Genomic DNA, 13,078 nt, shown 5'->3' on the forward strand with positions numbered 1-13,078 from the left:
TTAGAGTTTAACAAATATTTTATCCACTGCGCCATAGTCTTTCGATTTATGGGAACAATACACAATAAAAAAGATACTTATCCCCACTCCTGCGAATCCTCTCACTGAAGAGCCTTCCCGGTTCTCATCGTCCACGATACTACAGCCCCTGTTCAATCCGATAAGCACCCCTGTACTGCGCCGGAGTCATTTTTTCTTTTTCTCTGAAGCGGCGTATGAAATGGCTTGTATTGCAAAAGCCCAGCATTTCCGAGATTTCGTCGACCGGCAGTCCTGTCTGCATCAGCATCTGCCTGCCTTTCCTCAGTCTTCTGTTCATTACGAATTCCTGGGGCGTCATCCGGTAAATGGCCTTGAACTGTTTGATAAAATAGGGAAGGCTGATCCCGCAGACGTCAGCCAGCTGGCTGTTTGTAATCCTATCCCTTAGATGGGCATCTATGTAGGCCTCTACGCGGGAAAAATTTGCTTTTACATCCTGGGAAATCTCGGCCATTGCGTAACGCCTCTCATTTTTTAAAATCTCCAGAAGCAGGCGGTAGATCTCCAGGGAGACATTCTGGCGCTCATCAATCATTAGTTTCTGCTGTAATATTCCCAATGCTGCAGATGCATCTGAAAATATCATTCCTTCGATCACAGGGCCCTGTGTGTCTACAATGTGGCGCGTCAGCCTTCTGCTGTCACCCCCGTAGAATTCTACCCACGACATTCCCAATGGCTCCGCCTCATCGCTTCCATATGAATGTTCTTCCCCTGCAGGAAGTACAATTACTTGGTTTTTACCCAGCTCGTAAGTATTGCCCCTGAAAGTCAGCCTTCCCTTTCCCGAAAAAATGCAGAACACCTCGCAGTAGCTCATAGTACTGTCCCGTTCTACAAAGAACAGGCTGGGTACTCGGGATTCAATTCCCGTTCTGTTGACACAATAATAAATACTGTCCTCGATCTCCTTGAACGGCGATATATAATAATAGTCATGAAAATCTATATCGCCGTTACATACAAATATATTTGCAAAAGGGGCGTCTTTTATATATTCCACAGCCTCATCTCCTGTCTTTGGCTCATTTTAATTTTTGTACTATCTTATTATAAATAATAATGAAAATCACGTCAATTTTTTACTGAGAAATAATACTCTCATACTATTTCAATATTTTCCGGTGCCTTGTATACCGCCTGGATTTTTTTTAATATTAGTTTAAAGGAGTTCCGTACTCTAACGAAAGGAGATTTAAAAATGACAGGAAAAGAACGTTTTCTTGCTGCCGCAGCAAGGCAGCCTTTAGACAGACCACCCATATGGATGAGTGCGCCAATCGGAGAGGAAATGAATATCCTCTGCCGGTATTTCGGCGTATCCAACTGGCACGAACTGCAGGTCAAAGCAGGCGATGATGTGTATGCTTTTGACATTCCTTATGATTCCGGCTATGCCACCAGCATAGCAGCCGCATTCGACTGGTATAGAAATGGCTCGAATGTAGATCCGGACCACCGGACCCTGACGGCCGACGGCTGTTTTAAAGCTGCGCAGGAGATATCGGATCTGGATTTTTTCGACTGGCCGGACCCAAGAAAGTATATTGATGCGGAGGAAGTAAAGCGCCGCTGTGCAATGGCGCCGGAAGGACGCGCCACCCTTGCACAGGTATGGAGCGCACATTTCCAGGATACATGCGCCGCATTCGGCATGGAGACCGCGCTGATGAATATGGTCTGCAATCCGGAGATTTATATGGCTGTAGACGATAAAATTGTGGATTTCTACTTGAAAGCCAATGAAGTGGTTTATGAGTCCACAAAGGGAATGCTGGATGCCATTATAATTGCCAATGACTTTGGGAGCCAGCAAGGGCTTATGCTGTCCCGGGAAATGATTCATGATTTTGTTATGCCGGGAGCGAAAAAGATTATTGAGCAGGCTCACAGCTATGGAGTCAAGGTCATCTATCACTCCTGCGGAGCCATATTCGACGCTATGCCGGAACTCATTGAAGCGGGAGCCGATTTTATCCATCCGCTTCAGGCTACGGCCGTCGGAATGGATCCGCGCCGGATTAAAGATGCCTATGGGGAAAGCGTCTCTTTCTGCGGTGGAATAGATATACAGGAATTGCTTCCAAACGGCACCCCTGAGGAAGTAAGGGCTAAGGTACGACAACTTCGTGAAATCTTTCCAACCGGACTGGTTCTCTCACCGAGCCAGGGAACGATTCTCGATGATGTTCCGCCGGAAAATATAGCGGCAATGCTGGACGAAGCACTGAAACCTTAAACATAGATAACAGAAGGCCCGGCGTAGTTTTACCGGGCCTTTTTGAGGAAAAAAGCGGGCAAGCCCACATGGGCTTCCCACCCCCTCACTCATGAGGGGCTTGCACACACCGCTTTGCGGCTATATACCTTATCGCGGCGTGTGCATCCTCCCAGAGGAATTTCCTATATCATAAAAAGAGTAACAGGTCAGACATGCCTGAACTGTTACTTTAAAGGACTGCCGGCTCACCGCATTCAGCGGTTCGCGCAGCAGTCCCTGTGGATTAATTAGCTACTGTAAGTACTTCTTCTGCAATATTTCTGGAATGGTCAGAGATACGTTCCAGACACACAAGTGCGTCCAGATATACAATTCCCGCATCCGTATTGCACTGGTTCGTGGCAAGACGTTTCATATGCTCGCTGCGCAGGCGGATCTCCAGATCATCTGCCTGACTCTCCTTCTCTATCACCTTCATTGCCTTCTCTTTGCTGTTTTCCTCAAATGCCTCAATTGCATATACATAGCTATCGATACAGACATTGATCATCTCTCTGAGCTCAGCAGTGCCGATTTCGGAAAATTCTGCCTTTCTTTCCTGCAGTGTCTCAGCAAATTCTGAAATATTTTCGCAGTAATCACTGATACGCTCAATATCTGACAGGGTCTGCAGGATACTCGCAATGTGCTGGTGCTCTTTCTCATTAATGGACAGCGCGCTGATCTTGATGACATAATCCGTGATGCCGCTGCACAGCCTGTCCACCACATTTTCTTCCTCTTTAATATCCAGAATCTCCTGGTAGTCTTTTGTAAACATAACATTCCTGGACTTTTCCAATGTCCCCTTTACGATGGTTCCCATACGGACAACCTCGCTGACTGCTGACTGCAGTGCAATCCCTGGTGTCTCCAGGATTCTGTCGTCCAAAAGTACACGGCTCTCGTCCACCTCTCTGTCGTCTTCCTTTTCCATCTTCTTGGCCAGTTTAATGATCCAGTCCGAAACCGGGAAGAGAAGGACAGTTGTTCCAATATTAAAGATGGTATGCACCGTACTGATCTCTGTCTGTGTAATAATGCCGCCTCCCGCATTCGGGTAGATCACCTTGAAAAATATGATCGCAACAACACTGAAGAGCACGGTTCCTATAATATTAAATAAAAGGTGCATAACCGCCGCTGTCTTCGCCGTCTTTTTGGCACCGATACTGGACATGATAGCTGTGACACAGGTACCGATGTTCTGTCCCATGATAATGTAAACCGCAGCATTGAACGGAACCAGCCCCGCCGCCGCGAGACTCTGCAGAATACCAACAGAGGCGGAAGAACTTTGGATAATCGCCGTAACCACCGCTCCTGCAATAATTCCAAGAAACGGATTATGTCCAAGCGTTACAAAGATATTACGGAATCCCTCTGATTCCTGAAGCGGAGATACTGCCGATGACATCGTCGTGATGCCGACAAACAACAGACCAAATCCTATGATAATGCTGGAGACATCTTTTGTCGAACGCCTTGTCCCTGTCAGCATCACGATCACACCAAGCATGATTGCGATCGGCGCCAGATTTCCCGGACTTAAAAACTTCGCCCACTCCACACTGGATACAAGCCAGCCGGTAACGGTCGTACCGATATTGGCACCCATAATCACTCCCATTGCCTGGGTCAGATTCATAATCCCCGCATTCACAAAACCGACAACCATGACCGTTGTCGCTGAAGAGCTCTGAATAACGGCCGTAATAAAAGCACCGAGCAGAACACCAAAAAACTTATTCTTTGTCAGTGCTTCCAATAATGTCTTCATCTTACTGCCGGCGGCATTCTCAAGCCCCTGGGCCATAATCTGCATTCCATATATAAACATGCCAAGGCCCCCGACAAAAGGGATAATAATGCTTACGTAATTCATACGTTTCCTCCTAAAAATATACTGCTATTCTAAATTTTCCCGCATTATTACGATAACATTATCATTTACAAAAAACAACATAATTTTACATATATTTTATATGGATTTTATTTTTTCATCCGCGGCTCAAAAATAAAGGATGCAATATACCCAAAAATCAAAGCTGCAGAGATTCCAACGGCGCTTGCCTTGAAACCTCCCATAAATACTCCCAGAAACCCATTTTTATCTACCGCTTCTTTCACACCCTGCCAGAGAACGTTTCCAAAACCAAGCAGCGGAACGCTTGCCCCTGCCCCCGCAAACTTCTGGAACGGCTCATAAATGTTTAAGAAGCCCAGAACAGCACCGGTACAGACGAGAAGAACCATAATCCTTCCGGGCATAAGTTTTGTGCGGTCCAGCAGAATCTGCACCACTGCACAAATAATACCGCCTATTAAAAATGCTTTTAAATAATCCATAAGAACCTCCTTTGAGGGCGAAATTTCTTATGTTACGCCCCTGCTACTTTTAAACTAACAGTGTTCCAGCACAATGGCATGGGCAATGCCGGGCACGCTGGCTCCCTCGTTAAAACTGACGGTGGACATCAGAGCTCCCGTAGGAACAAACAGAATCCTCTTCCACTCTCCTTTTTTCACCTTTGGCAGTATATAGGCCGCCAGAGTGACTGCCGCACAGCCGCAGCCGCTTCCCCCCGCATGGGTGTCCTGGGCCTGCTGGTCATAGATTGTCATGCCGCAGTCCATATGTTTTGTCTTAATATCATAACCTTTTCCCTGCATCAGGTCGAACAGAATATCCTGCCCCACGTAACCCAGATCTCCGGTTATGATTCTGTCGTAATCTTCCACTTTTCTGCCAAAATCCTGCAGGTTCTGTGCAATGGTGTCTGCCGCAGCCGGCGCCATACATGCACCCATATTCTGGGAATCCTTTAGCCCATAATCCACAATTTTACCTACGGTTACCCCGCTGATGCGGATATGGCTTTTTTCGGTGCCCACCAGAAATGCGCCGCTCCCTGTCACAGTCCAATGCGCGGATAATGGCCGTTGGTTCGCATACCCCAGAGGAAAACGGAATTCCTTTTCCGCGCTCCCGAAATGGCTGGATGTGACAGCCAGCATATAGTCCCCATACCCTGCTGCGACGCTCATCGCGCTGAGTGCCAGCGCTTCTCCTGAAGTGGAACAAGCTCCGTACAGTCCGAACATGGGAATCTGTAGCGCCTCAACCCCCATAGAAGTCGCAATTCCCTGTCGCAGAAGGTCGCCTCCAAACAGATAGCGCACATTTTCCGGCGGTACATGTGCTTTACCCAACGCAAGTACGCACGCCTCTTTCTGCATATTGCTCTCTGCTTCTTCCCAGGTCTTTGCTCCGAAAAGATCATCCTGGTTTGTCATATCAAATAATTTTGCAAGCGGCCCTTCCGCTTCCTTACTTCCGACTACGGAGCCGCTGCTGATAAGATAAGGAGATTCTCCAAAGCCGATGCTCTGGCTGCCTTTTACCTGATTCATCTCTTTCCCTCGTTTCCATTTATAATTTGCTTGGATTTTTATGATTAGTATGCCAGGGTTTTTCCATATTATTCATTCGGACGCTTACCATGAGCCGGGAGATGCTGCGGGAAGTGCCTGTCCTGTTGGAAATGCATATGAGCGAGCTAAGCAGCAGTAAGAGGAAATCCGCAGAATCAGCCGGAACCAAACACATTCACCGCTTAATCTGATGATTAAGCGCCTCAGGTGTTTTAAAAAGCTGCTTTGAAAGCAGCTTTTTTCCGGCTGATTCTGCGGATTTCCTCTAACTGCTGCTAAGCTCGCTCATATGCATTTCCAACAGGACAGGCACTTCCCGCAGCATCTCCCGGCTCACGGTAAGCTGGTGCATCCGGTCGGAAGGGATGGGCTCGGATTTTGGCGGCACTGACCGGAGCTGCGGATGGGATAGGAATGGGGGCTTTTCTAGCTGCGGTTAGTTTTTTAAATATTTTATTGACAAAAGTATACTTTTTGTATATAGTGTACTTATACAATAAGTACAGTTAAGTACGTGTTTGGCTGCACTGTAATTCTAAACTAAATAAGTGGTTAATGATTAGATAATGTTCTATGGGAAGGAGGGATTACATTTGGATATTATTCTCAGCAGCAGCGGGGGGAAGCCTATCTATGAGCAGATTACATCCCAGATTAAAGGGATGATTATGAGCGGCCAGCTGAAGGCCGGGGATGCCCTGCCTTCTATGCGTATGCTTGCTAAGAGCCTGCACATCAGCGTTATCACCGCACAGCATGCTTACGAAGATCTCCAGAGGGATGGATTTATAGAAACTATCCCCGGGAAAGGCACTTTCGTCTCTGCCCGGAACAAAGACTTTATTAGAGAAGAACAGCTGCGGATTGCGGAAGAAAAGCTCAAAGAAGCTGCCGGGATAGCAAGGTGCAACGGTATCCCGCTGTCACAGCTCATTAATATTCTTGAATTATTTTACAAGGAGGACTGATTTATGGAATATTTTACGGATCATATATTAAGCGTAAGCCATTTAACGAAAACATATAAGGATTTCAAACTGGATGATGTGTCTTTTACGATTCCCAGAGGGATGATCGTCGGTCTGATCGGGGAGAACGGTGCCGGCAAATCAACTACAATCTCCGCCGTCCTGAATATGATCTCCATTGACAGCGGTGATATACGTGTATTAGATATGGATTTTAGAAAACAGGAGCGTGAGATCAAGCAGAAAGTCGGAGCCGTTCTGGATGAACTGCACCAGGTTCCGCACCTATACTGCCGCGATATTGACTCCATTATGAAACGTTCTTATACACACTGGGACAGCAGTCTTTTTAAAGAATATTTGGATAGATTCCACCTTCCCGCAGACAAACAAATAAAGGAATTATCAAAGGGTATGAACGTTAAGCTGAACTTCGCAATTGCTTTATCACACAATCCCGAGTTTTTGATTCTGGATGAGGCAACATCCGGACTGGATCCGGTGATGAGAGATGAAATCCTGGATCTTCTTCAGGACTTTGTGCTGGATGAAAATCATTCCGTCCTGATCTCATCACATATCACGAGTGACCTGGATAAAATAGCGGATTACATCATCTTCATGCATGAAGGCAGAATTCGATTCATGAAGTCAAAAGAAGAAATTGACAACCAATACGGGGTGTTGAACTGCAGCAGCAGCTTTTTCGAAGCGCTTTCGCCGGATGATTATCAGGCTTATATAAAAGGCGATTATTCCGTACAGGTTCTGGTCCGCAGCAAGCAGGAGCTGCTGTCCCATTTTTCGGATCTGGTCATCGAACGCGCAACCGTTGAAGATATTATGCTTTTTTATATTAAGGGGGTTATCACATGTCAGGATTAGTTTACAGAGATCTGCTTACGTTTTATAGAAAGAATACAAAAGTAACCTATATTATGGAAGCCGTATACTTTTTATTTTTCCTGCTCGTGCTGAGAAATATTTACGGTGCCATTACTTTCCTGGTGATTGCCTCTCCAATCAGCATGTCAGGGTTACCGGCAACGATGAAGGATCTGGATACCAATTACAAGGGAATGATGTCTGCAAGGCTCATGCCTTATACACAGAGGGATATCGTTACAGCGCGGTTTCAGGCCGCATTTTCCTGCCATCTCCTGTACCTGGCCGAAATGCTCCTGTTCTGTATCCTGCATCACGCTATCACAGGCAGCATCTCCTGGAAGACTTACGCTCTTTTATTTTTAGGCGGCTGGCTGAGCGCCGTATTTATCACCAGTGTCAATCTATTATCCAGCTTCATCACTGGCCTGAACGCAGCCTCCATCATTTATCTGCTCACGGTAATTCTGCCCGTCGGACTTTTTCTGCTCATCATGCTGACCGATCTGTATGATATTATAATACCGTTTTTTACAGGACAGCATCCATTAATCTTCTGGATTCTTGCCGTTTTGCTGGATATCATTATGGTTACTGTAAGTTATCTGGTTTCCGTAAAAAGATTTACAAAACAAAGAGAAAAACTATAAAAAATAGTAAGGCGCGAAATAACCTTGCCAACTATTTTTTATGCATCGCACGTAAGCGGCCGAAATACGGCCACTTACGTGCTCGCAGCTACAAAAACCATTTTGCTGGTATATTCTATCTTATTTTCCAAATACTAATCCCAATCTAGTGTTTAAAGGAGAAACAGATATGGATAAAGTAGAAAAAATGAAGCAGGAAAAGCAGTACCAGGATTATGTTAAACAAAAAACTCCTGTTCATAATGTTTATGTTAATATGGCAAAAGCCTTTGTCACGGGAGGAATCATCTGCACGGTCGGGCAGTTCATCTACAATTACTGTGAACTTCAGAGCTTATCCAAGGACGAGTGCGGCAGCTGGACTTCCCTGCTGCTGGTTCTGCTCAGCGTTATACTTACCGGAATCAATATCTATCCCAAAATCGCAAAATGGGGCGGAGCCGGAGCCCTGGTTCCTATCACAGGATTCGCCAACTCTGTTGCATCACCTGCTATTGAATATAAAAAAGAAGGGCAGGTCTTTGGGATTGGGTGTAAGATCTTTACCATCGCGGGGCCAGTGATACTTTATGGGATATTCACGAGCTGGGCTTTGGGGATTATTTATTGGCTGTTTAAGGTTATTTAGAGTGTTGGACGCCTGTGCGGAGGGTAGAGAGACGGGGCAGGGGCGGGAAACTTATGGGGGAGTTCCGGAGACGGGCCGTTTGCCTAGTCTCACTAGATAAAAACCACATCGGATTGGGAGGCACCAGCGGCATTCACCGCGCAATTCTGATGAATTGCACGGCTCAGGCTGCTTTAAACTCTGCTTCGGAAGCAGAGTTTAGCCTCCCAATTCGATGTGGTTTTTATCTAGTGAGCCTACGGTACACTCAACAGAGGATGTGTTTAAAATCCGTTAATTACTGGCGATTGCTTGTGTTTCTTGCTTCGAAAGTGAACTGGTCAGTAATATTTTTTCTACTTCTGTTATGTCTGGCATTCCGATCTGGGCTCCGCATTTTTGTACGGAGAGGCCTGCCGCTATGTTGGCGAATTCTAATGCCTGGAGTTCTTGCATTTTTTTGGACAGGCCTACGCAGAAGGCTCCGTTTAAGGTGTCTCCCGCTCCAGTTGTGTCTTTTACTTCTACTTTTATGGCGGGGAGGGTTATGATTCCTTTTTCATTTGTGTTGATGCTGACTCCTTTTTCTCCCCGGGTGATGATCAGTTTGCCGGGATAACGGGGCAGCAGGTTTGCCATGTCTGCCGCTTCTTCCCCCCATATTACTTGCGCTTCGTGCTCGTTTGGGGTCAGGTATGTGGCCATTTCCAGGAGTTCCGGGTTTAGTTTTCTGGCCGGGGCTGGATTCCAGACTATGGTTTTGTTGTGCTTGTGGCATAGGCGTATTACATAATCTATGGTTTCTTCGGGTATTTCGTTTTGAAGGACGATAATGTCTGCTTTTAGTATTTCCCTGTGGTTGTTTTTGGCATACTCTTTGCTGACATAATTGTTCGCCCCGGCTATGATGATGATTGTGTTGTCTTTTTCTCCGACCGTTATGAATGCCTGGCCTGTGGGGATTTCTTCTAATATATTTATGTGTTCTGTGTTTACGCCATATTGAGCCATGTTTTTGATGAGTTTTTTCCCGGCCGTATCATTTCCCACGCAACCGAACATGGTGACGCGCGCTCCCAGCTTCGCCATTGCAACAGCCTGGTTTGCGCCTTTTCCTCCCGGCTGGTATTCGATGCTGCTGCCGGGAATCGTTTCTCCTTTCAGTGGGATCCGGTCCGCATGTATAATCATATCCATATTCATGGTTCCAACTACAGCTATTTCCATATTTTTATCTTCTCCCGTTTCGTTATATTCATGGTTCTGCTTTAACTTTTTTTGCGCCTCAATCTTTTTAAGTTCTGTGCCTAAGTATTTTAAAATAGGTTCCTTACTTTGTCACAGTTTTGGCTAATCTGAACTGTTACTTTTATTTTGTCAGTTTTTCCACTAAATCCGCTAACAGCTTGTCGCGGTTGATATGGTATACGTATTTGTAAAAATGCCCTTCTCTGCAAATGGAATATCTGTGGTCATATTCGGGAATGGGCGCGTATTCGAGCCTGTCGTACATCAATTCTTTTCCAAGCAGCCATCCTACGGCTGTCACATCCCATATCGGGCGGCTCCATACCGCCCCGGCTCCGCATGCTGCGGCTTCCTTCGCCGTATAGTCTGCCAAGTAGTTGCACAGCCCGTTTTTTCCTTTGATATATGCTTCCAGTTCCGGTCCGCTGACGGTAAAAGCGGAGACGACTCCCATGCAGGGGAGCTGTACCAGGGGAACCCCGCAACCAAATACAAGCCTTGCCCCCGCGATGTCCTGATATAGATTAAATTCCTTGTTATCCGGCCACTCCAGGGCATTGCCCCCCAGCCATACGATGACAATGCGGTTGACAATTTCCGGGTTCATCAAAATGGCGGAGGCGATATTGGTTATGGCGGCTATGGCGATCACATACAGCGGATTGTCTTCCGAATATTCCATGGCGCGCTTTGCCAGGTCTTTCGCCGCATCTGAGATAACCGGCGTTTTCTCATCCGGCAGATAGGCTTCTGAACCTTTGTAAATGCTGCCGAACATCTTTTCTTGTCCCATCAGTTGCAAAATATGCCGGATCTCCTCATAGCTTTTCTCCATACCATCTTTTGGGCTCTTCGATTTGCTATTGGTAAATGGGGCCGAATAGATTGCCTTTACACGAATCTTATCATCCGATTTCAGCATGTAAGCCAGTGCGTACTGGTCGTCGATTTCATTATAGGTATCCGTATCCAGCACTGTATCAACTATTCCGTCCGGTCTTTCCAGCCTTTTTATGATTCGGATCTTCTGTGCGCTCTGATCCTCACTTTTTTTCGAATGCCCCACAAATTCCAGCCATTCTTCTCTCAATTTTTCATCAGTCATTTCTTATCCTCCAATTTATGGTTGTACGCAGCCCAACATAATAACGCTGCTGCTTTCCGGCATTAACGCATTTCTCCTTATTCTTTATGCCACATTTCTCCTTATCCCTTAATACCGCCGGAGGTGATCCCCTGGACATAGTATTTCTGGAAAGGCAGGAACAATACAAGCGGAATCAAAGCTGATACGACGGATGCCGCGTACAGGCAGGACCACAGCGTGACGTGTTCCGCAGTGAAGTCGGAGAGTGCAACCTGTATCAAACGGATTTCTTTTCTGTGCGCGACCAGCAGCGGCCACAAAAATGAATTCCACTGGTTAATAAAAGCCATAAGCGCCGCTGTTACAAGAACAGGCTTAGACAGCGGAAGTATAATCCGCGCATAAATCTGCATCCAGCTTGCGCCATCTATTCTGGCAGCCTCAAGAAATCCGGCTGAAATATTCTTAAAAAACTGTACAAATAAAAATAATACGAATCCGTCAATTACCGTGGGAATGATCAGGCCCTTATATGTATCAACCCAATGAAACTGATCTACTACTTTGTAAAGCGGAATTGCAATCGACTCAAAAGGTATCATAAAGGAAAGCAGTACAAGCCCATAAAACAATTTTTTCCCTTTAAACTGAAAGAAGGCAAATCCATATGCCGCCAGAGAGTTCAGCAGGCAGCCCAGGAACATGATTGCACCGGAAACAATTAAAGTATTTAAAATAGGACGCCAAAATTGAAATTGTGTGAAAATTTCTTTATACGCATCTAATGTAAATTCAACCGGCACGAATGTATGCCATTGAAATGGAAATGCATACTGGTAGATTTCCGTATCAGAACGAAATGAGGATGAAAATGTCCAGACTAGCGGAAAAACTGCCACAAAAGCCAATAGTATTAATAAAATAATACTCACCGCCCGGCCTGCCCTGTGCTTATTCTTCATAGATCATTCCTCCTTGTTTAAGAATTTGAACTGCACCGCTACAATGATTCCCACGATCAACAGCAGTACGGACATGGATGCCGCCGCCCTCGCCGAATCCCCGTAAATAAATGCAGATTTATAGACTTCATACATAAGCACATTGGTCGAATTCTGCGGGCCGCCCTTTGTAATCATGTACATAGGAGCAAACAGCAATAAGTTGGAGGTTGTATCATTGATCACAACAAATGCCATTGTGCGCTTCAGCATTGGAAGCATAATGTGAAATACAGATTGCCAGTAGGACGCCCCGTCGATCTTCGCGGATTCATATACAGTCTCGTCAATGTCTTTGATCCCGGCCAGAAGAAACATCATCAGGTATCCGCAGCCTTTCCAGATACACAGCATCATAATGCTGGCAAGGGCCTGCTTATTACTTGTAAAAAACTGCTGCGGCTCCATCCCCAATTTCATCAGTATGCTGTTTACAACGCCATTTGTGGGATTCAGCATCATATTCCACATAATACAGGCCACTGTGATTGAAACTGTAACAGGCAGATAATAGATTGTCCGAAAGGCCCCTATCCCCCGAAGTCTCTGGCTGACCAGCAGCGCCATGCCGAAGGAAATCACGATCTGCACAGGGATGAGGATGATGCAGAATTTAAAGGTAGTCAGAATGGAATTCCAGAAATTCCGGTCTCCGAAAATCCGCGCATAATTCCCGGTAGAGAAACCGTCATTGCCCTGAAAGCTAGACCATATATTCAGAACAATAGGGTATAGTTTAAATATGAGAATCAGAATAATTGCGGGTGCAATGACCAGGTAAGGAAAGATCATGGTTCTCTTCCTTGGTAGATGTCTTTTTGGATGCATAGTTCCTCCTTCTTCTCAGCCAGGCCTGTCCGGTTCCGACCGTCCAGGCCCGGCATGAATGTCTGAT

At 45.9% G+C, this 13,078-nt stretch carries 13 protein-coding genes; 5 read left to right on the plus strand and 8 right to left on the minus strand.

What is annotated here, in order from left to right:
* Positions 1–139 precede the first annotated feature (139 nt).
* Positions 140–1,045, minus strand: a complete 906-nt coding sequence (locus tag MWG26_RS16720; protein WP_025656576.1) for an AraC family transcriptional regulator — start codon at positions 1,043–1,045, stop codon at positions 140–142.
* 198 nt (positions 1,046–1,243) lie between these two features.
* On the opposite strand from MWG26_RS16720, the gene MWG26_RS16725 reads away from it, so the two are divergent.
* The gene (locus MWG26_RS16725; protein WP_025656575.1) at positions 1,244–2,281 is read left to right on the plus strand and encodes a uroporphyrinogen decarboxylase family protein; all 1,038 of its coding nucleotides are present in this window, start codon (positions 1,244–1,246) and stop codon (positions 2,279–2,281) included.
* Positions 2,282–2,546: 265 nt separating this feature from the next.
* Here the strand turns inward: MWG26_RS16725 and MWG26_RS16730 are convergent, their stop codons facing one another.
* The 3 genes from MWG26_RS16730 to MWG26_RS16740 form a co-directional block, all read right to left on the minus strand.
* Complete coding sequence (locus MWG26_RS16730) at positions 2,547–4,187, minus strand: Na/Pi cotransporter family protein (RefSeq protein ID WP_117440859.1); 1,641 nt, start codon at positions 4,185–4,187, stop codon at positions 2,547–2,549.
* 107 nt (positions 4,188–4,294) lie between these two features.
* On the minus strand, positions 4,295–4,651 hold the full coding sequence (gene spoVAE, locus MWG26_RS16735; RefSeq protein ID WP_025656574.1) for a stage V sporulation protein AE: 357 nt from the start codon (positions 4,649–4,651) through the stop codon (positions 4,295–4,297).
* A gap of 54 nt (positions 4,652–4,705) precedes the next feature.
* On the minus strand, positions 4,706–5,716 hold the full coding sequence (locus MWG26_RS16740; RefSeq protein WP_025656573.1) for a stage V sporulation protein AD: 1,011 nt from the start codon (positions 5,714–5,716) through the stop codon (positions 4,706–4,708).
* 614 nt (positions 5,717–6,330) lie between these two features.
* On the opposite strand from MWG26_RS16740, the gene MWG26_RS16745 reads away from it, so the two are divergent.
* From MWG26_RS16745 to spoVAC, 4 genes are all read left to right on the plus strand, one after another.
* On the plus strand, positions 6,331–6,705 hold the full coding sequence (locus MWG26_RS16745; protein ID WP_025656572.1) for a GntR family transcriptional regulator: 375 nt from the start codon (positions 6,331–6,333) through the stop codon (positions 6,703–6,705).
* A gap of 3 nt (positions 6,706–6,708) precedes the next feature.
* Entirely contained in the window at positions 6,709–7,590 is an 882-nt protein-coding gene (locus MWG26_RS16750; protein WP_025656571.1) for an ABC transporter ATP-binding protein, read from the plus strand.
* On the plus strand, positions 7,578–8,240 hold the full coding sequence (locus MWG26_RS16755; protein ID WP_025656570.1) for an ABC-2 transporter permease: 663 nt from the start codon (positions 7,578–7,580) through the stop codon (positions 8,238–8,240). The genes MWG26_RS16750 and MWG26_RS16755 overlap by 13 nt, the downstream gene beginning before the upstream one ends.
* 169 nt (positions 8,241–8,409) lie before the next feature.
* On the plus strand, positions 8,410–8,868 hold the full coding sequence (gene spoVAC, locus MWG26_RS16760; protein WP_025656569.1) for a stage V sporulation protein AC: 459 nt from the start codon (positions 8,410–8,412) through the stop codon (positions 8,866–8,868).
* A 273-nt stretch (positions 8,869–9,141) separates the two neighbouring features.
* On the opposite strand, the gene rbsK is transcribed toward spoVAC, so the two are convergent.
* The 4 genes from rbsK to MWG26_RS16780 all read right to left on the minus strand — a co-directional run bounded on the left by rbsK (position 9,142) and on the right by MWG26_RS16780 (position 13,011).
* The gene (gene rbsK / locus MWG26_RS16765; protein WP_025656568.1) at positions 9,142–10,074 is read right to left on the minus strand and encodes a ribokinase; all 933 of its coding nucleotides are present in this window, start codon (positions 10,072–10,074) and stop codon (positions 9,142–9,144) included.
* Between the two features lie 142 nt (positions 10,075–10,216).
* Entirely contained in the window at positions 10,217–11,200 is a 984-nt protein-coding gene (locus MWG26_RS16770; RefSeq protein WP_025656567.1) for a nucleoside hydrolase, read from the minus strand.
* A gap of 101 nt (positions 11,201–11,301) precedes the next feature.
* On the minus strand, positions 11,302–12,144 hold the full coding sequence (locus MWG26_RS16775; protein ID WP_025656566.1) for a carbohydrate ABC transporter permease: 843 nt from the start codon (positions 12,142–12,144) through the stop codon (positions 11,302–11,304).
* Between the two features lie 3 nt (positions 12,145–12,147).
* Positions 12,148–13,011, minus strand: a complete 864-nt coding sequence (locus MWG26_RS16780) for a carbohydrate ABC transporter permease (RefSeq protein ID WP_025656565.1) — start codon at positions 13,009–13,011, stop codon at positions 12,148–12,150.
* Positions 13,012–13,078 lie beyond the last annotated feature (67 nt).

The sequence above is a fragment of the Faecalicatena contorta genome (genome assembly GCF_022835095.1).
GTDB classification, from domain to species: Bacteria; Bacillota; Clostridia; order Lachnospirales; family Lachnospiraceae; genus Faecalicatena; species Faecalicatena contorta.

Bases quoted from the DNA above. Each gene is read 5' to 3' on its own strand.
- MWG26_RS16725 (WP_025656575.1), top strand. From the start codon at position 1,244: ATGACAGGAAAAGAACGTTTTCTTGCTGCCGCAGCAAGGCAGCCTTTA.
- MWG26_RS16770 (WP_025656567.1), bottom strand. From the start codon at position 11,200: ATGACTGATGAAAAATTGAGAGAAGAATGGCTGGAATTTGTGGGGCAT.
- MWG26_RS16740 (WP_025656573.1), bottom strand. From the start codon at position 5,716: ATGAATCAGGTAAAAGGCAGCCAGAGCATCGGCTTTGGAGAATCTCCT.
- MWG26_RS16780 (WP_025656565.1), bottom strand. From the start codon at position 13,011: ATGCATCCAAAAAGACATCTACCAAGGAAGAGAACCATGATCTTTCCT.
- MWG26_RS16730 (WP_117440859.1), bottom strand. From the start codon at position 4,187: ATGAATTACGTAAGCATTATTATCCCTTTTGTCGGGGGCCTTGGCATG.
- MWG26_RS16755 (WP_025656570.1), top strand. From the start codon at position 7,578: ATGTCAGGATTAGTTTACAGAGATCTGCTTACGTTTTATAGAAAGAAT.
- MWG26_RS16750 (WP_025656571.1), top strand. From the start codon at position 6,709: ATGGAATATTTTACGGATCATATATTAAGCGTAAGCCATTTAACGAAA.
- rbsK (WP_025656568.1), bottom strand. From the start codon at position 10,074: ATGGAAATAGCTGTAGTTGGAACCATGAATATGGATATGATTATACAT.
- spoVAE (WP_025656574.1), bottom strand. From the start codon at position 4,651: ATGGATTATTTAAAAGCATTTTTAATAGGCGGTATTATTTGTGCAGTG.
- MWG26_RS16775 (WP_025656566.1), bottom strand. From the start codon at position 12,144: ATGAAGAATAAGCACAGGGCAGGCCGGGCGGTGAGTATTATTTTATTA.
- spoVAC (WP_025656569.1), top strand. From the start codon at position 8,410: ATGGATAAAGTAGAAAAAATGAAGCAGGAAAAGCAGTACCAGGATTAT.